This window comes from Shewanella sp. 10N.286.51.B7 (genome assembly GCF_002873615.1).
Taxonomy (GTDB): Bacteria; Pseudomonadota; Gammaproteobacteria; order Enterobacterales; family Shewanellaceae; genus Shewanella; species Shewanella electrodiphila.
Window position 1 is genome coordinate 56,317 of the sequence record NZ_MCUF01000043.1, and the last position, 24,363, is coordinate 80,679.

The 24,363-nt window shown below is 42.3% G+C and carries 12 protein-coding genes and 1 pseudogene; 7 read left to right on the forward strand and 6 right to left on the reverse strand.

Translation table 11 applies throughout. The features are described from left to right. Window positions 1–6: 6 nt before the first annotated feature. On the reverse strand, window positions 7–1,023 hold the full coding sequence (gene mgrA / locus BCU84_RS12850) for an L-glyceraldehyde 3-phosphate reductase (RefSeq protein ID WP_102528485.1): 1,017 nt from the start codon (window positions 1,021–1,023) through the stop codon (window positions 7–9). Between the two features lie 296 nt (window positions 1,024–1,319). Beyond that, a complete protein-coding gene (locus BCU84_RS12855; RefSeq protein ID WP_102528486.1) occupies window positions 1,320–1,661 on the reverse strand; it encodes a DUF4156 domain-containing protein in 342 nt (113 codons plus the stop codon). 197 nt (window positions 1,662–1,858) lie between these two features. Here BCU84_RS12855 and BCU84_RS12860 point away from each other — a divergent pair, with 197 nt between their 5' ends. Continuing rightward, entirely contained in the window at window positions 1,859–2,182 is a 324-nt protein-coding gene (locus BCU84_RS12860; RefSeq protein WP_102528487.1) for a hypothetical protein, read from the forward strand. A 145-nt stretch (window positions 2,183–2,327) separates the two neighbouring features. Here BCU84_RS12860 and BCU84_RS12865 read toward each other — a convergent pair whose 3' ends face one another. The 3 genes from BCU84_RS12865 to BCU84_RS12875 form a co-directional block, all read right to left on the reverse strand. Further along, window positions 2,328–3,248: a manganese-dependent inorganic pyrophosphatase gene (locus BCU84_RS12865; RefSeq protein WP_102528488.1), complete on the reverse strand. Its 921-nt coding sequence runs from the start codon at window positions 3,246–3,248 to the stop codon at window positions 2,328–2,330. A 990-nt stretch (window positions 3,249–4,238) separates the two neighbouring features. Further along, window positions 4,239–6,509 (reverse strand): aminotransferase class V-fold PLP-dependent enzyme, encoded by a 2,271-nt coding sequence (locus BCU84_RS12870; protein WP_102528489.1) that lies wholly within the window; start codon window positions 6,507–6,509, stop codon window positions 4,239–4,241. Between the two features lie 342 nt (window positions 6,510–6,851). Continuing rightward, window positions 6,852–7,313, reverse strand: coding sequence for a YhcH/YjgK/YiaL family protein (locus BCU84_RS12875; protein ID WP_102528490.1), 462 nt, complete (start codon window positions 7,311–7,313; stop codon window positions 6,852–6,854). Between the two features lie 258 nt (window positions 7,314–7,571). Here BCU84_RS12875 and BCU84_RS12880 point away from each other — a divergent pair, with 258 nt between their 5' ends. The 6 genes and pseudogenes from BCU84_RS12880 to BCU84_RS12905 all read left to right on the forward strand — a co-directional run bounded on the left by BCU84_RS12880 (window position 7,572) and on the right by BCU84_RS12905 (window position 14,198). Further along, window positions 7,572–8,627: a patatin-like phospholipase family protein gene (locus tag BCU84_RS12880; protein ID WP_102528491.1), complete on the forward strand. Its 1,056-nt coding sequence runs from the start codon at window positions 7,572–7,574 to the stop codon at window positions 8,625–8,627. A 581-nt stretch (window positions 8,628–9,208) separates the two neighbouring features. Next, window positions 9,209–9,787 (forward strand): LON peptidase substrate-binding domain-containing protein, encoded by a 579-nt coding sequence (locus BCU84_RS12885; RefSeq protein ID WP_102528492.1) that lies wholly within the window; start codon window positions 9,209–9,211, stop codon window positions 9,785–9,787. Between the two features lie 177 nt (window positions 9,788–9,964). Beyond that, on the forward strand, window positions 9,965–10,930 hold the full coding sequence (locus tag BCU84_RS12890; RefSeq protein ID WP_102436594.1) for a pseudouridine synthase: 966 nt from the start codon (window positions 9,965–9,967) through the stop codon (window positions 10,928–10,930). 120 nt (window positions 10,931–11,050) lie between these two features. Further along, window positions 11,051–11,278: pseudogene (locus tag BCU84_RS12895) on the forward strand (pseudouridine synthase); the annotation flags it as partial. A 74-nt stretch (window positions 11,279–11,352) separates the two neighbouring features. Further along, window positions 11,353–12,858: an EAL domain-containing protein gene (locus tag BCU84_RS12900; protein WP_102476539.1), complete on the forward strand. Its 1,506-nt coding sequence runs from the start codon at window positions 11,353–11,355 to the stop codon at window positions 12,856–12,858. A gap of 350 nt (window positions 12,859–13,208) precedes the next feature. Continuing rightward, window positions 13,209–14,198: a lipid A deacylase LpxR family protein gene (locus BCU84_RS12905; protein WP_241904996.1), complete on the forward strand. Its 990-nt coding sequence runs from the start codon at window positions 13,209–13,211 to the stop codon at window positions 14,196–14,198. Between the two features lie 94 nt (window positions 14,199–14,292). Here BCU84_RS12905 and BCU84_RS12910 read toward each other — a convergent pair. Further along, window positions 14,293–24,363, reverse strand: a 10,071-nt coding sequence (locus BCU84_RS12910; protein ID WP_198589577.1) for a VCBS domain-containing protein, incomplete at its 5' end; no start/stop codon positions are given.

Below are 24,363 nucleotides of genomic sequence, written 5' to 3' on the forward strand. Positions count from 1 at the left end.
TAAATCCTATTCCTTTAGAATGTTATTGATTGCAGTTAATTCCTGTTGGCTAAAGTCTAGCTTATTCAGTGCATTAACAGAGTCGAGAATTTGCGCCGGACGACTGGCACCAATTAAACAGGTTGTTACAGCTTCATTATTCAGTGTCCATGCAATGGCCATCTGCGCTAACGATTGTCCACGCTGCTGTGCTAGTTCATTTAAGGCTTTCACCTTTGCTATTTTTGCTGAAGTGAGGTCTTTTTCGGCGAGGTAAATTTGATGTTCTTGTGCTGCTCTAGAATCTTTAGGAATACCATTGAGGTACTTACTGGTTAATAAGCCTTGCGCCAGAGGCGAAAATACAATCGAGCCAACGCCTTCAGTTTTTAGCACTTCCGTAAGACCATTTTCAATCCAGCGATCAAACAGGTTATAGCGTGGTTGATGGATTAATAAAGGAGTACCTAAATCTTGCAGTATCTTAATGGCTTGTTGGGTTTGCTGAGGTTGATAATTTGAAATCCCGACGTATAAAGCACGGCCTGAACGCACAATGTAATCCAGTGCCTGCATGGTTTCTTCTAATGGCGTATCAGCATCCATACAATGATGATAAAAGATATCAAAGTAGTCCAAGCCAGTGCGTTTAAGGCTTTGATCGCAGCTTGATACCAAGTACTTACGTGATCCACCCATTCCGTAAGGGCCTGGCCACATGTCATAACCCGCTTTGCTAGAAATAATCAATTCATCACGATAAGGCGTTAAGTCGTGTTTAAAGATTGAACCAAAAGTTGATTCGGCAGCACCATAATTAGGGCCATAATTATTAGCTAAGTCAAAATGGGTTATACCAGAGTCAAAGGCTGTATGAAGCATGTTAGCAGCATTGACTCGAGAGTCGTTTTCACCGAAGTTTTGCCATAACCCTAGGGAGAGCTTAGGTAACAAAATGCCACTGCGCCCGCATCGTTCGTAAGCCATATTTTTATATCGGTTAGGGTTGGCCATATAGTGTGCATTGGGTTCGTGAGTAATCATTTATCATCCTAAAAATGAGCGGTTTTGAGCAAACATTATCTCAGTAAGGTTTGACGCCTATGAACTATTACAAGTTATCCGTTAGCTATTTAAAATAGATTATTACAGTTAGTCGGAGAGTTCACCCATTAATGGGACTCTTTGTATTATTAAATGCTAATAAACTTGTTTGCTGTAGATGAAATTATGGAGTAGACGGGCCCCATAAGTCACTTATTATGCTAACTGTATGGATGTAAAGTGATATTAAAATAATTTCAATGCCTATATCAATGTTGAGTTGATATAGGGGTTGACTATGTTACGTTAGCTGGACAGGTATAAGCATTAGCTAACAAGGTGACTGAAGTGGTAAAGACTTTTGGTTTATAAAGAAATACCGTATTAGCGCCTAGTGTAAGAGCATCATTTCTTAATTGATTAATAGCACCTTGAGTTAAATCTTTATTGGTAATAAACAGATAATCATACCAATGCCCCTGTGAACCAATAAGAGTCCCTTTTAGTTCACAGATATCCATATCACCTTGTTCTGACCACAAGACTGCGACATGTTCACTATTCATTTCTGGGGTTGTGATACAGCCAGTCAGACTAAGTATGCTCAAACTTATCAAAAGTACTTTAAGGGTATTCATAATCGCCTTATTCATATTTATTTTATTCAATGGCTGTTCAGCTTTAGCCGACTATAATTAATTCAGTAAAATGAAATTTATGGCTAATGATAGCAGTAATATCGGTGATGCTAACTGATAGTACATCTATTTATTGTTAGAGAACAGCGAGCAATATTAACGGTGATATCAGTGAGCGACAAGGTGAGGAATGACCAATGAGTACAATAGATTTTGGTGATGAAACAGTTGTAAGGTCTACATTTGCTACTGCGCAGAATGGGGCATTTAGTGGAGATGGCCAGCTATCGTTAACTAAAAGCCGTTTGTATTTTGAAGCTTCAAATAAGATATTTGAAATGGGGCCGTATGAGATTGCACTCACTGATATTGAGAAGGTTGAAAAGTGCTGGGGAACGGGAGGCGGGATATTACCCGTAACCGCTGATGCGATTAAAATAGAGTTAAACAATCATAAAAGTTACAAGTTTATGGTTGCAGATTCAGAGGCTTGGATTGAACTTCTGACCGAAACACATTAATCGTGAGTATTGATACTTTATGTTTTTAACTCTCGATTCTTAAGTGCTAACGCTGCATTTTGTTTTTGATACAAAAAAGCTGAATCAAATGATTCAGCTTTTTTCGTTTTAGCGAGGTACATTGAAGACTCGCAGTTTCTGCAATTTATGCAAACACATCTTGTAGAGATGGTACAACTTGCTTCTTACGGCTTAATACACCGTCTAACCATACGCGGCCATCAACACTGGCTTTACCGTATGCTTTTTCTGTAAGGAATTCATCGTCAGAAACCACTAACATTTCTGAACCTTCTTTCATGATGTCAGTTAGCAATAATAAAACACTGTGGCGATTGCCTTCAGCCTTTAGTGCTGCAATATCAGCTTCTAAATCTGCTTTGATATCATCAAATACTGCTAAGTCGATAACTTCTAGCTGACCGATACCCACAAGGTTACCGTTCATGTTGAAGTCTTTAAAATCACGCAATACAAGGTCACGGGCTGGTGTGCCTTCAACTGCTGATTTTACTTTGAACATTTCCATGCCGACTTCTTTAAAGTCTTCAATACCAGCGATTTCAGCTAATGCTTCAACACAACGGATATCAGCAGTGGTACAAGTAGGCGATTTGAAGATAACCGTGTCACTTAAAATAGCGCACATCATGATGCCAGCGATATTAGCTGGGATTTCTACTTGGTAGAAATCGTACATCATTTTAATCACTGTATTTGAACAGCCTACTGGACGGATCCAACACTCAAGCGGGGTAGAGGTTGTTAAGTCACCTAATTTGTGATGATCAACGATACCCACGATAGTCGCTTCAGCGATATCATCTGGTGCTTGGGTAAGTTCTGAATGGTCAACGATGTAAACTTCTTCGCCTGCGTAGCTTTCTTTGAATTCTGGTGCTTCAAAACCAAATCTATCTAAGATATAGGCTGTTTCAGGTGAAAGCTCACCTAAACGTGCTGCAATTGCAGGCTCTTCAATTTGATTTTTTAAGTAAGCTAGTGCGATTGCACCGCAGATTGAATCTGAATCTGGGATCTTATGACCCACTACATACATTGCCATTGTTAAACGCTCCTATAAATTTGCTGCGATTTTAACAAGAAATCACCAAGCGACCAATAACTAAAAAGCCTGAAGTGGTTTATTAAGCGCGGACAGTGCAGCAATGACTGCTGATTGCGAGGGAAAAGCTAGCGTTTAATCGTGCAACAAGCATCAGCAGAGAAATGGATTGCCATTGATAAACCCGCTCATAAGGCATGTTACTTTATTACCAATGTTGGCTTCACAAACACTAGCAAATATTTGGACAATTCCGAGTTACCAGCACCAACTTTATACTTCATTTTTATTGGCTAAATTACGGAAGACCATAACTTCAACCTAACCCATTGCCTGCCGCAGGCTTATGTGCAGATACAACTGCGAGACGCCGCAAGTACATCCATGTAGGCTCTGCCAAAACATCCTTGTTTTGGAAGCTCGCTGCTGCATCTACACTGGGATTATTATCTCTTCGATTTGACTGTATTCGTGACAACTAAAAGAGCTGAAAGGCTCAAAAGATTAAGTATCTAATCTGCTAAAAGGCACCATTTGAATTGGGGACGCAGAGAAAATAGCGTGAGCCTGACAGGACTTCAGGCTAGCTTTCGCGGTGCAGGGATGCACCATCGGAAGCGTTAGCATTTTCGAATAAGTCAGAAGTTAGCATCAAACGAAGTTAAAAGCTGGATGATTCTCCGTTGGAAATTTTGCTGTTTAAATTTCGCCGGAGCTGCGGGGTGTTCTAAGAGGGAGTCGCAGTTCACTCCCTTTTAGTCTGGTGTGGGCGAAGCGCCACGACCTTGATTTAGACGTTGATTTAGACGTTGATTAAGATTTGATTCAAATCTAGAAATCAATACCTGACTGAAGCTGCTAACAAATCTTGGGACACAAGCTTGGTAGGGCTTTACGAAAACACACCATATTGAATGTGGTTACGCCAGTGACTGGTTTAATGGCATTCATTGGTTTGATGAATGCCATTAGTGCTAACCCTTACACCGATTAACTACTTAATGCGTATCCGCCCTTAAGATGAGCAACATTATCAAATCCTAAACGATGCATAGCTTGAGCTGCTACAAATGAGCGACTGCCACTGCGACAGACTAATACCCATTTATGATGCTTTTGCTGTTGCTGTTGTTGAATAAACTGCACTAAGCGAGTGAGCGGAACGTTTTCACTGGAATCTTCAGTGTGTTGCAGTGCGTACTCGTGAGGTTCTCTGATATCAATTAATGTGACTTCATCATTGGCTAAGGCATAGTTCAAACTCTGATGGTTATATTCAACAATAGCTTGCCCCGCTAACTGGCTGTCAGTTAATGCTCCGCACATAATTTCGCTGCCAGTTTGATCGCAAAGATGGCTGTCCAAATCAGCTTTTAACTTTTCAAACTCGTATACGTCGAGCTGTCCATTAAGGGTATTTCTTAAAAGTGGGTTACGTTGACATTCTGCGCTGAGATGAGTTGTAAACTCATTATTATAATCATGGCTAGCACATATAAGCGTATCACTACCAATCAAGCTATGTATCAACTTAAGGCTTGAGAACATGTCAGTTGCACTACTTGAATCAAAGTTTGTTCGACCTAAACTGCCCATTAAAACGGTGTCGCCGCAAAAGGCGAATTGACACTGTTGTTTAATGTCGTTTTTATCCTTGAATGGACTGCACAGTAATAGCGTAATACTGTCATCGGTGTGGCCAGGTGTAGCGACTTTAACTAGCCATTGATGACCTATTTCAATGTATTGAAGTTGCGAATGCTGCAAACAAGCTTGTGGCCAACCTAATGCATCAGTTTGCTGAGTAGGTAGGTGCTTATCGGCTAAGAAAGTTCGGCCTGATTGATGGTCGGCGTGGCCGTGGGTGTCGATTACAGCCACCAGTTCCAACTGCTGGCATTGCAATAAGGTATCTAAGCGATCGTTTAGCTCTGGCAGTGGATCAATAATAAAGGCTTGTTTGCTTTGTTGGTCGGCGTATACCCAAGTGCAATTGGAGCCAAATCTTAGCTGCACTAAACCGTTGAGCGGCTGCTTTTCATCAATTTCACCATTGTCTAAAATCATACAGCTATGGGTTAATACTTTGGCTGCAGAGGTAATGCGTTGACAGGCTTGATCAACTTCTGTCTGGGTAATTGCAGGACCAAATGACAATCGAATTGCTGATTCACTTTGCCAGGCAGGTAATCCCATGGCATCGAGTACAAAACTGCGAGTGACTTTTGATGAGCAAGCAGAGCCTGAACTAACACGAATGTTAGCCGCATCAAATAAATCCATGATTTCTTTACTGCTAAACCCTGAAATTGCAAAGTTAATTGTAGTTGGCACGCTGTTTTCAACGCTATGGTTATATACCACTTCAGGAAAAGCGGTATTTAACGTGTTCACTAATTGTGTTTGATAACCTCTTAGGGTATCGAGGCTAGCAAATACACTATCTTGCTCATTGAGTAACATTTCAAAAATGACGTTAATAGCTGCCATACCGGGTAGGTTTTCTGTGCCTGAACGCAAACCGCTTTCTTGGCCGCCACCAGCAATGATAGGGGTAAATGGTGCTGACTGACGTATATACACAAAGCCAATGCCTTTAGGTGCATACAATTTATGGCCACTAAAAGGGGCATAATCAATGGTAGTTTCCGCTAGGTTTAATGGGGTTTTCCCTAGCGCCTGCACACAATCAACCATCCAAAAAATATGTTTGTTAGCATGACGAATGACTTGTTCAAGTGCGAGCAAGTCCTGATAAACGCCAGTTTCATTATTTACCGCCATAGTACAAATCATTAATGCGCTTGGGGCTTCTTGTTCAATAAATTGCTTGTCTAAATTTCCCATTCCATCAACAGGAATCGCTTTAATGTCAGCATTGATGCCTAAGATTTGATTCCAGTGCTTTAATGATTCGGGCACTGCTTTATGCTCTGTGGCGCCATATAACAAACTATATTGTTTATCTGAATCAAGGGATTTTTTCGCTTCAACAAGGGCTGAGATAATCGCCGTTTGGATCCCTTCAGTCGCCCCGCTTGTGAATATCACATTACCTGTGTCTGCGCCGATGACTTTTCTGGCGTTAGCGCGAGTTTGCTCCATTAAATCTTTAGCTTTAAGCCCTGTAATATGGCTACTGCTTGGGTTGCCAAATAACACTTTCATACTGTTTACAGCCGCTGCTGCCGCTTGGGGCAATACAGGTGTTGTGGCATTGGCGTCTAAATATATTTGGCTCAGTGGTGATGTATTTTTCATAGGGTGCGACTCAATTCCGTTGATTAGTTTATATAGTTTTTAGTTATAACTAATTTCTTGAGGTTATATTAGCAGGTTGTAAATATTGATCAAGATCACATTTTAATCAGGTTTAACTTTAGATTGAGCTAAGCTGAGGGCTGTTAGGGGGCTTAGGGTAATGGACGTGCGAATAGCTTTGAAACTGGCATGAAAAGGGGAGGTGTGTGATACAGAAGTAAAAGCCTAGTTAAGCATTTTGAATGTAAACTTGATTAAAAACATCGTGATTAAGTTTAAAAAATAAAGGCCACATTTTGTGGCCTGAAACTATTGCAGCTGTGATTAAGCATTTAAGCAAGATTAAATCTTTACTTTGATGACGACTTTTCTGACAGCGGTTGCAATATCTGAGGTGCCTGGCATATGCATATCGTCTGGGAAAAACAAGGCAAACATGCCCGCTTTTAGTGGAATAAATGCCGCTGTATCTTGATTAGATTCATAATCAAACTCAGTAAAATCATGTTCTTGATGATAAGGCGCCAGTGGTGTTTGGTTGGCAAGGGGCAAATAACCAAATTCTTCTTCACCACTGACAACATATTGCACATCAATATAACGCTGGTGGACTTCAAAAGGTTCAGTTTGTTTCGGTTTGGTATGATAATCATTGACGATAACAAATATATCTTTGCCTTCAAGAGGGTAAGTACCCACTTCAACGTTTGAAAAATCCGTTTCAGATAAATGAGTCAGCGCCTTGGCGAGTCTTGGGCTGAGTGAATGGTATAGCGCATGGTTTGAAAGGCTATCGACGACCATAGTGGCTCTCTGATTTATTGATGATGCAATATTATTACTTATTCGCTAATTCAACGCCATGAAGATATGTCGATTCGCTATAGGCTATGAAGAGATTCAACCCTAAGGTGGTTTAACCCTATGACAAACTTAGTTAAGATGAATTTTAGACCCGTCGATTGTTGGGGGTTAACTGATCGTTTTTGCGGATGTTTTTAGTGTCGCAGAGATTAGATTCAGTTTGTATTGTCATGAAAAGATTTAAATACAGGAAGCGCAGTGACAGCATTACGATTACTTGCTGGTAAAACAGCTTATCAACAGATTGAAAAAAATGGCTTGTCTGCATCAATGTTTAGCCAGTTATTTGCAGCATCGGGTGGCCCTAAATGGATAGGGGTAGCTGGTCTGGACAAATATTTGTTTGGTGAGTTTTTTGCTGAAAGAAAAACACCGCTATATACCATGGGCGCGTCATCGGGCGCATGGCGTTTGGCTTGCTTAGCTCAAAAAGATCCCTTAGCAGCATATTCTCGGCTTGAGGATTTTTATATTGGTCAGCGATACGATCATGTCCCTAATCGACAAGAAGTGACTGAACAGGTTGAACGTATTATTAATGGTATTTTGGGTGAGCACGGCGCGATGGATATTGTGAATAACCGTATCATTCAAAGTCATTTTGTTGTGTGTAAGGCAAAGCATTTAAATGCCAGTCGCTCTAAAGGAAAGTTGGCGTTAGGGCTTGCTGCTACTGCATTAAGTAATGCGGTGAGTCGTCGAAGTTTAGCCTGGCACTTTGAACGAGTGGTGTTTAGTCATCAACAAGTAAAATCCCCTTTTTCACACCTAACTGACTTACCCACCGAACATGCTCAACTAACCCGTAATAATATTAATCAAGTTCTGCTGGCAACGGGATCTATTCCATTAGTATTAGCACCTGTTACACGCATAAATGGCATAAGTGATGGCGCTTACTATGATGGTGGTATCACTGATTACCATTTTGATATGCCAACACATTCACCTGAAGGCTTAAGTTTATATCCGCACTTTTATCCTCATATGAGTCCGGGTTGGTTCGATAAATCATTAAAATGGCGTCGAGCCAAAAAGCATTATCACAATGCATTAATACTGACTCCTAATGCAGAGTTTTTGAAGTCATTGCCATATCAAAAGATCCCAGATCGAGAAGACTTTAAGCAGCTCGATAGCGATAGCCGTATTGCTTATTGGCGTGAGTCTTTAAAGCGAAGCGAAGTGTTAGGTGAGTTATTTGCTGATATTGTGGAGAAGCAATCGATAATGGACCACATTGAGCATCTGTAATTGGCATCTGTAATTGGCATCTGTAATTGGCATCGTTTATTGCTAAGTCGCTAAGTCGCTAAGTCGCTAAGTCGCTAAGAAGAGCGCTAAGAAAGCCTCATTAGATAACGTAATGCCTCATTCAACATTACAGCTTACTTATGGCGCCATTAATAAGCCATTATTGGTGCTAATTTCATATATGCTGATTGGTGTTTACCCCTTTAATCTTCTGGCTTATATGCCGCTCCCTTAAGCATCTAAAAGTTATCTTCAGAGTTACTTTAGTAAAATTATGATCATTTACTGAAACTATTCCGTATTTTACCCTGTCTAATTATTAATCAACTTTGTTGTTTGTTTGGGTTGTTGCTATGTGATGACAAAATGAAGTTTACAGTGCTAATCATAAAGTTGTAATAGCGTTATCAAGCTGGAAAACTCAAACTTGGCTGCTAAACTTATTAAAGTCATCGAAGTGACAACTTGTTGATTTTTATTGGTCCGAGGTAGCGGTGGGCTACTTTTTCTACAGCATTCTTACTGGGTATACACCCCTAATAAATGGAATAACCAAGAAACGCTGTGGTCTGGAGGTTGCTATGCAAACGATAGAAATGGCGTTACTCATCCAAGAAGCGGTTTTGCTTCCTGGTGGTCGACAAGAGATGAGAATGGTTACACCAAATCAATTGTTAATGGTTGCTAATGTGCTGAAAGGGCATTATCGATTAGCATTAGCTGCGACGAAAAGTAGCTGTTTCCCTCCTTGTTACGACACGGCAACTGAGTGCGAGATTATCGACTTTAATCAATTGGAAGATGATTCGTTAAGTATTGTCGTCGAAGGCCGCCAAAGGGTAAAAATTCTGTCTGCGGCGCAACTAAGGGATGGAAGTTGGATTGCGCGCACATTAGCCTGTCAAAATTGGCAAGATGAACCCATAGGCGAAAAGTTTGAAATTATCAGTGCCGCTTTAGAGCAATTCTATGAGGTAAACCCTGATTTATTGGAATTATATAATCAGGTGCATTTAGAAGATGCCACCTGGGTGAGCCAGCGTTGGTTAGAAGTGTTACCTATGTATAACAAGGATAAATTACAGCTTGTTGAGCAACCTAATTGCCACAAGACTATGGCTTTTGTGCTGCAGCTATTAAAGTCCCATGTAGATGCCTAAGTTACCGCTTTACAGCAATGACGAGCAAGTCGCTGTGATTGCATTTAACTCGCCAAGTTTGGGTTAACTGTGCTGGATTTTACTTCAAGTGGCTCGTTAACAGGAAAGCTTAGGTTCATTTATATTACTCATGTCCGTTATACTGACGGGATATGTAAGTCACTAATCATTGTAACTATGTCTTCTGATACCTCAGCTAGAGCTGCACAACCTTCTTATGTGGTGTTACCACAACTGACTCATCCTTCGAAAAATGCAGCTGCAAGTTCAACAGCGCCAAAAACCGTGGTGGAATTTTTAGTGTCGCATTTTGCGCAAATCCCACCGCAAGTGTGGTTAAAGCGGATTGAGGACGGCAAAGTGCATTGGGCAGATGGCAGCTTAATTACTGTCGATACTGCCTATAGACCTGCAACAAGGGTGTATTACTACCGAGAAGTGACAGCGGAAACCAAGATCCCTTTTGTGCAGAAAATTTTGCATCAAGATGAGCATTGTATGCTGGTGTTTAAACCACACTTTTTGCCAGTAACCCCCAGCGGAAACTTTGTTAATGAATGCTTAATCCATAGGCTAAGGATTGGCACCGGCATTGACACTATAACTCCTGCCCACCGCCTTGATAGGCCAACTGCAGGCGTCATGCTAATGACAGTTAACCCTGAGTCTAGGCATGCGTATCATGCTCTTTTTAGTGATGGCAAAATTACAAAGCAATATCAAGCGATTGCTAAGTTAACAGCGGCACTATTGGCACAATCCCAAGCGGGTGAATTAACCTTGCCAATACACTGGACGGTTAAAAATAGGATGGTGCGCTCAACCCCAAGCTTTTTAATGAAAGTGACCGAAGGTGAGCCCAATACCCATTCTGAAATTAGCCTTATTGCCATAAAAGGCGATAAAGGTTTATTTGAGCTGAGCCCGATCACCGGGAAAATGCATCAACTTAGGGTACACATGATGTCGTTGGGAATGCCGTTAGAAAACGATACTAATTATCCTACTTTAGCGCCAAAGAGTGCCGATGATTTTTCAAAACCGTTACGGTTAATTGCTAAATCACTGCAGTTTATTGACCCGATTAGCCATATTGAGCGTCAGCTGAGCTGCGAAGGCTATGAAGCTGAATTTGATCTTTAACCTGCTTGATTAAATGCTATATCAGCATGAGTCACGCGCAGCGATAACTGTTTAGTGCGCTGAATATATGAATTTTATGAGCTGTGACGAACGACTGTCGACCAATGACTCACTATTAGTGGTTTGTTTGAGCTTAGTCCGATTACAGGTAAAACTCATCAATTAAGAGTGCATATGCAAAGCATTGGTATGCCATTGCTTAACGACAGGTTTTACCCTGTGCTACAACCGAAAGGACCTGATAACTTTGCTAATCCACTAAAGTTATTGGCACAACGATTACAGTTTATTGATCCTATTACACAGCAAAGTAATGATTGGTGCTGTGATGAATTAAATTTCAACTAATATAGATGTTTACACTACCGTAACAAACTCAGTCAGGTTATATTGTGACTAATTTATAGGATTTAGGTGCTGTCATGGAACGAATCACATATTGCCTGATTTTTTTAGTTGCATTACTTCTCAGTGTTGGTTTATTGCGTGGTGTCGATCATTTCTTGGCCAAGCAAGTCATTGCCCGTGACGCAGCAATTTTAACGGATAAGTTTGAGCACTTAATTAAAACCAGTGCGGCAGAATTAAATACATTACCCGAAATCACTTTTGATTCATTCGAGTGTACCCCACAGGCTGAGGCGCAGTTAAAGCGCACTGTATTTGATGCAAACTTTATTCGTTGGGTTGGCGTAACGAAAGGGTTAAATATATATTGTGAATCTAATGAGATTATTCGAGATATTCACAATGTGAAACATCATCAAATTAGTGAAACCTATAGTTTAGGCGTATTGGAGTCTGCCACTGAAGAGCAGCTTGAGTTGATCCTTATTCGCAATATGGGGGATATTTTTTACGTCGCGAGTTTAATCCCTTTAGCGCCGCGTTATTTTGTTCCTATGAGCTGTGAGTCTTGTTTAGAATATAAAATGTCATTCGACTCTAAACCTTTTTTAGTATTTGATTTTGAAAGTTTTGATGAGGAAGCTTTTATTAGCGAAGTGGTCTCTCTAACTTCGCCCTATTTTGAGGCGGAGTTTGAATTATCTGGTAATCGTGATTTCTATGAGCAATATACCTACTTTTCATGGTGGGGTGTTTTAATCATTGCCAGCATTTTGGCTGCTTGGGTCACGTATATCGCCCGTTTATGGTTTAACCATAGTCAATCTGTTCATAGCCAAATTATTCAAGGGATTAAGCGGTCTGAGTTTATTCCTTTTTATCAGCCTATTGTCGATTCTCGCAGTCAAAAAGTCATTGGCGCAGAAGTGCTCATGCGTTGGCAACGGCAAGATGGCAGTTTAATGCCACCGAATCAGTTTATTCCTTACGCAGAAGCCAATGGCTTAATTGTTGATATGACCAAGGTGTTGTTGGCGCATGTTTTTAATGATGTTAAGCAACTTGCGGTTACACGAGAACCATTATTTTTTAGCGTTAATATTGTGCCAGAACATTTAGATAATGATGATTTGTATCAATTGCTAAAAGGCGTTGTTGAATCAGGCGAGTTGAAACAACATCGCATTTCATTAGAAATCACTGAGCGTCATCCTATTAGTGACTTAGTTGCTGCGCGTAAAATGTTAGATAAGTTTTATGCTATCGGCATAGATTTAAAATTAGATGATGCCGGCACGGGTTATGGGGGTTTTAGCTATGTGCAAAATTTAGGGATCAGTACCCTCAAAATTGACAAAATGTTTGTTGATACTATCGGTCATCAAGATAACTTTAATGCGAAAACCATTGAAGCTATTATTTCATTTGCGCAAAAATCCAATTTAAACATCATTGCAGAAGGTGTAGAAAGCCATGAGCAAGTGGCTTATTTAAGTGAGCATGGTGTTTACTCTATTCAAGGCTATGTGTTCTCTAAACCTTTATCATTTGATGATTTTTGTGCTGGTTACAGCCATTAACAGTGAATGATATTAGCGACCAGTGCTTATTTTAACGTATGTAGCCGCGAGTGAATCGCGGCTTTTTATTGTCAGTAATTTAACACTTACATCTGGTAATGTTTGACGTTTTATTGTGCTAAATGAAATGTAAATTGCATAAATATGGCTTAAATTGGAATGCTTTGTAGAGCGGGCTGACTATAAAAGCCGTTGCCGAGGCTGTTTAATTAATGATCATTGAGTGGGGAGGCTAAAGAGGTAAACTAAAATCGCTTACTCATTTTAATGACAGTAATGTTTAGATTTTGGAAATAACTTTACGTTGTCGAGCTAACGTAGTGAACTGACGTATTTGATAGGGGGGTATATTGAGCAGAAAAAGCCTAAATGCGGCAGGTGTATTGCTGTTATCAGCGAGTTTAGCGCCGATTAGCGTAACTGCAGATCAAATTTATTTTAGCTTCGATAATGATATCGTTACCGGCTCAGATGGTGATTACTCCAATGGTTTTGTCATAGGTTGGCATGCAAAGCCAGAACACAATTTTTCAGCGGCATCATCGGTCTTTCAATGGCAGTCTGCACTTTTATTCCCCCAACAAACACAGCAAGCACACCGTGGGGCTCAGTTATATAGCCGAATGTGGACCCCAATTGAAATCGCGTATGACTATCCACAATCAGAAGAAAGACCTTATGCAGGTCTATTGGAGCTAGAAAGCTATACCGGTGTGTTTAGCCCATCACTGGCACAAAAAAATTGGTTGTCTGTTGGTGTTATGGGACCTGCGTCAGGGGCTGAAATGCTGCAATCAGTGGTGCATAAAATTACCTCATCAACTAAACCGGGTGGCTGGGATTATCAAATAGAGAATCAGCTGACATTTCAACTTGCCTATGAAGTCGAAGCTTTACTCACTCGTCAGCAAGCATTTGAAAATAGTCAGTGGGATTTAAGCGCATTTAATCATTCGATGGCTGGGAATTTTCGTTCTCAATCGAGTGTCGGTCTCACCTTGCGTTGGGGTGATGACTTAGACCAAACCTTTGGCCAACTTTCAAGTCAGGCTGGTCACTTAGGAAATTATACTCATTCCGCTAACTCTGATGGTAGCTGGACGGCTTATGCAAGGGTGCAGGCTGGATATCGGTTTAATGATTTAACCATTGATGGTGATTTACCCTATGACTCATCGCTTGAAATCAAGCATGAACAAGCGCAAGCAAGTTTAGGGGTGATATGGGCATTTCCCACATGGTCTGTACGTTGGAGTGTTGATTTTTATAGCAAAGAATATCAATCAGATGTCGATGACTGGCATGGCTATGGGGTGATTAGTTACACTAAAGTGCTTTAATTCTGGTTATAAAAAGCGATGCTGAAAAGGCGCACCATGATTCATCATGGTGCGCCTTTTCAGTCTATTACAGAGTTATTATGACTAAAGTTTTTTAGACCTGATTGTGCATGTCATTTAATGCTTGATGTAGCAAATCATCGTCATTAGCCTGATTAGTATCACTTTGATCAGGTTGGTCATTTAAATCTGCCAATAACTCATCTTTATGCTGCTGATGGTTATCATCATCTAACGGGTTTTCAAAAGCGTCTGGCGTCATATCATCAACTAACGGATCTGCATTATCAGACATATTCCCACTTACAAACGTTGCTAACTGGTCATGACTACCTGATGGTGTATCTTGCACCGCAATGTCATCATTAGAGAGACCGACCATATTCAAGTAATAATCTACGGGTGCCACATCAGCTTGCGGACTGCCACTGATATCTGATAGTGATGGTGTTGCCGAAGTTACTGGCTCATGTGCTAGCTCGGATGCTGAATCGGGTGCATGATTCACCATTGGCAAGTCGGATGATACCTCGAGTTCATCTGTCGAAACTTGCACAGTGAAGCTGGTGTCATCAGTAAGATCAGGCTCATCTGAACTACCACCAGACTGTAATGTTGCTGCTGTTGAGTCAATGGTTACTATTTGTGTCTGTATTTCAGGGCTACCATTGGCATCCATAGAAACCAACTTGATATTTAGTGCGTGTTCAGGAAGCTCATGAGCAGTATTATCTATCTCCCAATTCCCCTTGGCATCAACAGTAGCAATACCAATTATGGTCGAATCTAACACAAGATTAACGTCGTGACCTGGGATCCCTGTACCATGAAAAATCAACCGATTATCACTGGTAATAAAATCATGGTCGCTATCCGAAGAAATTCCGGTAATGGCTAAAGGTTTACTCATATCATCACCAGTGATAATCGCATCTGGTATAGGCTTTGTTGGATCTAAAATAACCGTTGAGTCACTTGATGCTATTTGAATAGCACCATCAGGACCTGTGGTTTCTACCATTGTCATTATGCGCATGTTATCGGTAGAGCCCGCAGGTAATTTAGCGGATAAATGAGTTTGATCCCAACCTTGTAAATCAATACTTTCAGTAGCACTCGTGACGGTATGACTATGGCTATGTCCATCGGTAAGCACTGAACCAACAATAAGCCCTTGTATAGAAACGCCAGTGACATGATCTGATTGATCGGCAGGTGCTCCAGCTGTTATCGCTAATTTAAGTGTTGCACCTGGGTTTGGTGACGCAATAGCAGTATCTACCTCAACGGTCTGGCTAGTTACACTGCCCACCGTTTGATAATGGAAATTACCGGTGGCATCTTGAAAATTCCCATTTTCCATACGGATGTCAGTGAGTAATCGTGCATCACCATGTAATAAATTACTTAGTGGTGCTTGTTCCAGTTCAGCTATTGGAAGTGCATCTTTAGCTATAGCAACATTAAACATTTTACCGGTAAAGGCATCACCAGTGCTAAAACCACCACCAAAGCTGTCTTGGTCATTACCCAAGGCAAATTTACCACCATCGTCAATAACTGCCCCTTTACCGACATCATCCATGTGTTTTACGGGTTGACCATCAATTAATACATCAAATGTACCTTGCTGACCATCCCAGCTAAAAGTATAACGATGATCTAGACCATCAGTTGCTAATGGTATACCAGTTGTATATTCAGTACCGCCGACCCTAAAGGTTAAATCTTTACCCGCGACATTGTTCCAAATATACATATGGTTGGGGTCAGATGGTGTTCCGTAAGAAATCAAGGTTGCGCCGTGGATACCACTGGATGCTACCTGTGCACCGCCTAAAATGGTCATATCAATGGTTAAGGCGTGCATTGCTCCACCCGCTGAAATTGGATCGGTATTAACTACACCTGAAGCAGAATTCGCGGCAAAACCCATCACTTGTTGTTCTGCTGAAACCACTAATTGCGGCGCTGCGCTATCTGTTACTGACGTGATATCCAATGTGCCGTGTGCTGTGGTTTCCTCAGTACCGTCTGAGACTTTGACACTGACGGCAAGATCATCGCCACTAAAGTTAGCGGCAGGAGAGAATAGCCAACTACCGTCAGCTTGTTTAACAAAAGCGCCTGATGCGGCATCAATATCTACATCGGTAATCGTTAAGCTATCGTGATTAATATCTGTTGCACCCACTAGTTGTAATAAATCAGCTTCGCTGAACGAAATCGCGGTATCTTCTGCCGTAGCCCCTAAATCAACAGGAAGAGCAGCCGTCGCGGTTACCGCTGGTGTTGTGTTATCCACCGTGACCGTACTCGTTGTTATGCCAAAATCATGTGATGCGCTACCATCAAAGCCAGTAACATGGACTTCAATATTTGCAGAGCCTTTAAAGCCATCCGGCGCAATCACTTTAATGGTGTTTATTTGGTTCCCGTTATAAGTAAGGTGAGAGTCATCACTATCCCAGGTACCAGAAGAGTCTTTTATATGCCAACCAGAAGGTATGGTGACACTGAATTGAAAAGTCTCTGACGTATCAAGGCTGTTAACACCTATAGGTACAGCAATACCGGCAAGCATATCTGTTGGGGCAACATGAACATCATGTGAAGTAACCACCATATCAACCAATGGGTTAACCTGAACGTTCAGATTAGTTGTGCTAACAGACTGTTCACCCGTTTGCTCTGTTGATGTGGCTGAAATATGTAAAGCCATTGTGCCAGACCATTGCGCTTCTGGCGTAACCGTTAACCCTTGCAGCTGAGCAGGCGTTAATGTCCAAGAGCCATCGGTATTTTTAGTCCCCGCACTTAGACTTGCGCTTGCAGGTACACCTTCAATCAGCAGCGATTGTGTTTCACTTGCATCGGCATGAATATTCAATGTTATGCCTAGCGCCACTGTGCCACTGTCTTCATCCATACTAATATCACTGCCCGTTAAGGTAGAGGTTTCAGCGACAGGGGTAATGTTGATGCGAAGGTCGCTATCTGTAGTGGCTATATCAGTACCATCGGTTGAGATTGCAGTTACGGTTAAGTTTAACTGGCCAGAATAGTCTAGAGGTGGTGTTAAGGTCAGCCCTGATAACTCAGCTTGTTGTAATGTCCAAGTGCCATCATGATTATCAGTACCTGCTGATAATATTGAACCGCTTGGTAAGCCGCTTATAGAGACTGATAAATCTTCACTACTATCAGGTGATGTAATGGTAATATGCAAATCAACAACACTATCTTCAGTCACGTCACCCGTTTGATACGTACTTCCTGAACCGGTAGAAATCTCACGGTCAACATGAAGCGTTACTCCACAGGACCTACTGATTAATTCGGCTATACCTGCTGCCGTAAAATCATCGCCCATACCAGCGACAAATTGCCAATCCATACTCTTAGGAGCGCCACTCGCGAATGTTAAGCTAATGTGCTGTGCATGTTGATACGTGTCATAATCTAAGGTTGGGAACTCGACGCCTTGACCACAGAATGTTGGCACATATTTGGGATTCACACTGTAATCTTTACCGTCAACATTGATACCTGTGATAAGTTTTGGATCTAAGCCGGCTGCTGATACCAAGGCAACTTTGCTGAGCATGAAGTCATCCTTCATAGCGTTTTGTGGGTCAGCGCGTTGAGATGCTCCCATGGTTGCTTCAACGGTATCTAGTATTTGGGTACTACTATCTGTATGTGACGTTAACGGCACAGCACCTAAACTAACACTGATGCTAGGAGCATCTGCTACACCACTGACGTTTATGGATGCATGAGCTGTAGTGGTAGCACTGCCATCATTTACTTGAATCGTTAGTGGTAACTGTGAACCAGAATAATCTGCTGCAGGCGTAAAAGTCCAACTACCATCTGGTTGTTTAGCAAAAGCCCCTTGAGCTGGGTCAATGCTGACATCGCCAATATGCAGAGTATCTGTTGTATCGATATCTGCAGCGCCAACAAGGTTGAGTAATTGTGCTTCAGTGAAACTCATTGCGGTATCTTCCGCTGTTGTTCCAAGGCTGGCTTCGTTACCTACAATTGACGTAACGGTGGGGGCGTCATTAGTGCCATAAACTGCAGCTGTTAATTGCTGTTGAGTACCATCAGCACTATGTACTGTAATAGTGTCGGTGATTTTTTCCCCTTCAGCTAAGCTATTAACTTTGGCGCTGCTACTATCAGCTTTAAAGTACCATTCGCCTGAAGCATGTAAAATGAACTGGCCTATATTGTTATCACCGCTGACCCAAGCTCCATTACTGTGGGCATCAGTGGTACCAGTTGCCCCAGTTGGAATAAAGTAATTCTGACTGCTATCTGGATCTGTCACCTGTAGTGTCATCTTGTCTGATGACAACATGTGTCCTCCGGGTTGAATACGGACATCTTCAGTCATATGTGTACGTTGATCGGTGCTGATATGACCCGATATCTGCGCAGTATCGTCTGTGCCTGTTATGGTAATTGTCGCGTTTTGAGCGACCTGACCACCGTGACTATCTTTAACGTTATAACTTACGGTGATGGTTTCGTTTTCACCCGCAGATAGATGTTGAAACTCAGCAGCATTAGCATTGATAACTAAGGTATGCCCATCTTTACCTAAGGTTAAAAAGTCAGGTTTGTTAACGCTTTGGCCAGCTGCGCCTATTTGATATTGAATATCACCTACAGACAATACTTCTCCGCTATCAACATCAGTGGCACCGTGAAGCAGGTCAATCGCTCCCATACCTGAGTCTTCTGCTTTACTACCAGTTACCGAATTCGAGACCTCTGGTGGAGAGTTTACAAATAATGTCACTGCCTTAGTTGTTGATTCTGATTCTCCCCCCGATGAAGCAGTTGCGGTGACATTAAAGTGTAAATCACCATGAAAATTGGCATCATGCAAATCTAGCTCAAGCCCTTTCAGATCTGACTGATGTAATACCCACATTTTGGCGATTGCATCATGAGTGCCGTGATTTAAAGTCGCCGCATCAGGTAAGCCACTAATTTTTATTAATAAGTCTTCATTATCACCACCAGTATCAGTGGTAGCAACATCAAGGTTTAGCGCCATTGAGCTGCCTTTCTGCGCATCAGGAGCTGTCGCATTTAAAATAGGTTGGTCAACCGAGCCCTGAATCGTAATGGTCACATTGGTAGTAACAGAGGTGCCGTCGGTAGATGTTGACGTCACTGGGATAATTTCAGTTAATGTTTGATGCACGCCAAGGTGGTTAACATCCTGATTATTGTTATCTAGGGTGTAATGATATTGTCCGTTGGCATCAATCGAGAAATGACCATATTGGGTTGCATGATTGGCTTGCGCGGTAATTGTTGCAGTATCACCATGATCAACGTCTGTAGTTCGTAATTCACCATCAATGGTAGTTTGCGCTGAATCTTCTTTGAGCTCAGTATTGAGACCCGCGGGGGTAATATTCTTAACAGCATGACCATTAACTTGAAAAACCGTTTCAGCTGAATGTTGCCCTGCACTATTTTCAACATGTAGCGTATGTTCACCATCGTTTAATTGGCTAGCAGCCACTTCCCAGTGACCATTACTATCAGCCACTACGCTAGCAATTTTACTGGTGCCATCCATAACATTAATTGTTTCACCAGGGTTAGCACTTCCGCTGTATGCAGTGCCCCCAGGATGTAAATTCTGATAACTGTGATAGTACAAATAATCGACTTCCGATCCACCACCAGTACAAACACGGTTAATAATACCAATAGTTTGATGTCCAGCAGAGTCTTCAAATACAACTATGCCGCCGCTCCAGACATTACCATGCCCACTAGCGCCACCAGAGCCAGTATTTACCGTGTCTGGAATGCCGTTAGTATGCCACCAATCGTGGTTATCCACTCGATTGTAACCACCTGTTCCACTGTGAGATGTTGAGGTGATTGCAGGAGTGGTTATCCAGTTATGATCCGAGCCTGGCTTATATAGCCCAACAAGTTTAACCCCAGAGCCAACCCCTGTTATATCGGTTCCCCAGCGTGCCACATTTTCAGCATCCGTGGCCGCAACATCAATATTGGCACCAGTTGGATTTGAGATAATATCTACATCTTGTAACTTTAACGTACTCGAAGTGCCTGCAGGTGCTGCATGAGCAGATTCTATAATGGGTTTATCATTAGTACCTTTAATCGTTATATCAACGGTTTGTTTACTACCATCGCTTGCTATAAACGTATGATGGTCAATTACGGCTGATTCATCGGGATCTAACTGCTGAACTTTGCTTTCATCAAGTGTATAGGTCCATTGGCCATTGTGCATTTCAATATGGCCGTAGGTGGTTGCTGTTGATGCCACATCTACAAATGTAGGGTTTTGCCCTGTGTCGACATCGGTAATGGTTAATTGCCCAGTTGCCGTTGTTGTGTCACCTATATTTGCTTCATCTACATTGCCTTGAGTATCGCCACCGATGACAGAAGCATCATCTGTGGCTGTGATGTGTAAAGTGTTGCTTGCTTTGGCTGAATCTACATGGCCATCATTGACGGTATATTTGAACTGCACATCACCGTTAAAGTCTTTGGCTGGAATGAACTGCAGCTTGCTAATATCAGCTGTGGCTATACTTTGGCCTGCGGTAATATCGTGTCCATCTAAAACAAACTTGCCTTCAGTTGTTGGTGGTAGATCGGTGATTGCGATGGAATGCAGCGTATCGCCAGAGTCGATATCGCCAAACCCAAACTGACTAGCTTGCATTTGGTAGTGAGTATCCTCAGTACCATTAGACAAGGTCACAATATTTGCAACAGGCGCATCATTAGTGCCGACAACGTTAATATTGAGGTCGAAAGGTGTGCCATCTTTACTGTGAACTCGATAGGTCACAACTTCGGTTTGACCTTCACTAAGGTGCTGTAAATTTGCATTGTCAACTCGATATCCCCAATTACCGGCGCTATCAATGCGTAAATGGCCATTGAAGGGATCATGTATGCGTGTTTCACCAAGTTGACTGTACTGAAAAGAGTTTTCACCGCTGTCTGGGTCAACAACTTGCAATTTACCATTGGCTAACTCAGTTATAACACCTTGATTTTGACTGCCGTTTGAACCATCTTCTGTGATATTTTCGCTGGTTACTTCTGTAATAATGGCTGCATCACGCACTGCACTGAGTGAGGTTGTTGCGCCAGTATGCGTTACACCGCCATGCCCATCTTTTACATCATAAGTAAAATGAACTTGGCCGTTATAGTCTTTTTCTGGGGTGAAAGTGAACGTACCATCTGCATTTAACACAATAGTGCCGTGGTCAGCGTGTAGGTTTTCAATGGATAATTTGCCAATATCGTTGTCATCAACATCGCTAGTATTGGCCAGTAGCTGTGACGTGGTAAGGACAATTTCACTATCTTCTAAGCCATTCGCTAAACGCACTTCAGCCGAAGCAATTGGCGCATCATTGGTGCCATGAACGGTCACTGTGATATCTTTTTTAGCACTTCCATCGATAGATTCAACGGTAAAGGTTTGCTGGAAGCTTTCCCCTGCGCCTAAATGTTGGACTTTATCATTGTCAATATCGTATGACCATTGGCCTTGTGCGTTGATATTGAACCGACCACCTTCGGCGGTAGTAATGGTTTGCGCAATAAAACCGGCTTGGTCGTGATCTGGGTCAATTACGTGTAACGTGCCACCACTGCTGAGCTGATTGGTGGTATTGCCGAAGGATGTGTGATCTTCGTAAACATGATTATTGAGGCTGGAGTATGGCGTCACTTCAATTTTTGCTTGGTTATCTTCGCCCGTCACTTTCACCATAATGGTGAGCTTTTGACCATCACTGGTTTCGACTTCGTAAGGGAGTTCCATCGACTCGCCTGCATGTAGGCTACCAATGAGCTCATCCGCATGACGATTGGTACCAGCATCTAATTTGAATTGATAAGTGCCATTAGGCCAAACATCAAGGTGACCAGGTGCAAAACCTTGACCTAAATACTTCCCGCTAAATACAAACTGAGTGTTATCACCACTATCAGGGTCAATCAGCTGAAGCTGGCCTCTATAGGATTTAAATTCACTATCAAGCGCTTGTGTTTCAGTGAGCTGAATGACATTAGAAACCAGTGTGGCTTTATCATCTGTCCCGGCAATGGTGAGCGTAGCGGTTTGTTGCGTACTTCCACCATGGCCATCTTCTACTTGATAGGTGATAGCGATTTGTTGCGACTGACCATTGGCCAAATGGTTAAATGCGGGATTGGTGGCATCAACAATTAATGTATGACCATCAGTATCTAAGGTAATGCCCGTTGGAAGTTGGCTCGACTGAGGTTGACCATCGATGGCATATTCAAGGTGGCTGATGGTTAAAGCGTCGCCCTCTTTATCTGTGGCACCTAATAGCAGATTGAGGGTGTGATGATTATCGGCCCCCTCACTGACACTGTCGGTTAAAGGCGTCACATCAGGGGTGTCGTTAACCGCAGCCAAGTTGGTGGTTGCACTGGTGTGGGTCACACCACCGTGTGCATCCTTAACGTCATAGCTAAAATGCACATCGCCGTTATAGTCTTTTTCTGGGCTAAAGGTGAAGGTGCCATCGGCATTAATTAATATCGAACCATGGTCGGCGTGTAGGTTTTCAATGGTTAGTTTACCGGCGTCATTGGCATCCACATCGACTGTATTCGCTAATAGTTGCGCGGTGGTTAAGGTTTGGCGTGTATCTTCGCTGCCACTTTGTAGCACCACTTCAGATGAACAGTAAGGTCTGTCGTTACTGCCGTGAATGGTGATGACAATATCGTGTGTTGTACCATCTTTTGAATGGACTGTAATCGTATCGGTTAAGCTTTGTCCTTCACCAAGCTGGTCAATTGCAGTGCCACGCGTTGTGGGCCTAGCACCTATACCTGATAGATGCCCAGCATCGGCATGGTAATGCCAGGTGCCATCGGTGAGTAAGATTAGATCGCCATAGGTGCCGTGATAGTCGTAACCATTGCTGCCTTGGCGTTCAAATCCTGACTCGCCTACATCGGGGTCTGTAATGGTCAGCTTGCCATCCGCATAGAGTGTTGTATTGCCAAGTGTGGCTATGCCTGAGTGAGCATAGTCAGGTGACATGTCGACACCCGCGCTGCTTTCGGTTATTGAACCAGTATCAACGCCAGCGATTTGGGCAGCATCGCCAACCGCCGAGAGCGTCGTTGATGCGCCAGTGTGGGTCACACCACCGTGGGCATCTTTGACGTCATAGCTAAAATGGACATCGCCGTTATAGTCTTTTTCTGGGCTAAAGGTGAAGGTGCCATCGCCATTGTTTAGAATGGAACCATGGTTGGCGTGTAGGTTTTCAATGGTTAGTTTACCGGCATCGTTTTTATCGACGTCCACGGTATTGGCAAGTAGTTGTGCTGTCGTCAGAGTTTGGCGGGTATCTTCGCTGCCACTTTGTAGTACGACCTCGGATGAGCAATAGGGGCGGTCATTACTGCCATGAATGGTGATGACAATATCGTGTGTTGTACCATCTTTTGATTGGATAGTGATGGTATCAGTTAATGTTTGTCCTTCTCCGAGTTTATCTATAGTAGAGCCAATAGTTGTTTTTCTATTGCCGACCCAATCTACGCTGCCAACCGTCACGTCATAATGCCAAGTTCCATCACTGTTTAACAATAAATGTCCATATTGTCCGTGGTATGAATTGTTCCAAGCACCGCCTTTAGAGTCAAACTGTGATTCACCAGTATCAGGGTCAACAATATCTAACTTGCCATCAGCGGTTAATGCAGCTTGTCCAAGTTTAGCCATACCAGGTTGTGCATAATCTGGTGACATATCGCCAAAACTGCCATGACCTTCATCAACGTCACCTGTTGAAATTCCAGTAATAACAGCTTTATCGTCAGTGCCATTGATGGTGACTGTGATCTGTTGCTCGGTGCCATCTATAGAATGAACGACTAAGGTATCAGTTACCGTTTCACCTGTTTTTAAACTTTGAATAGATGGTTGTGAATTATCAGCCGTATAAGTCCAGTGACCTAATTCATTTAACGCCAGTGAGCCAAATTGTCCTTGTTGTACTGTGGCTTGGAATTGATTTTGACCATTATCAACATCAGTAACGGTTAATGCGCCATCAACATGCAGTTGTCCTTGATG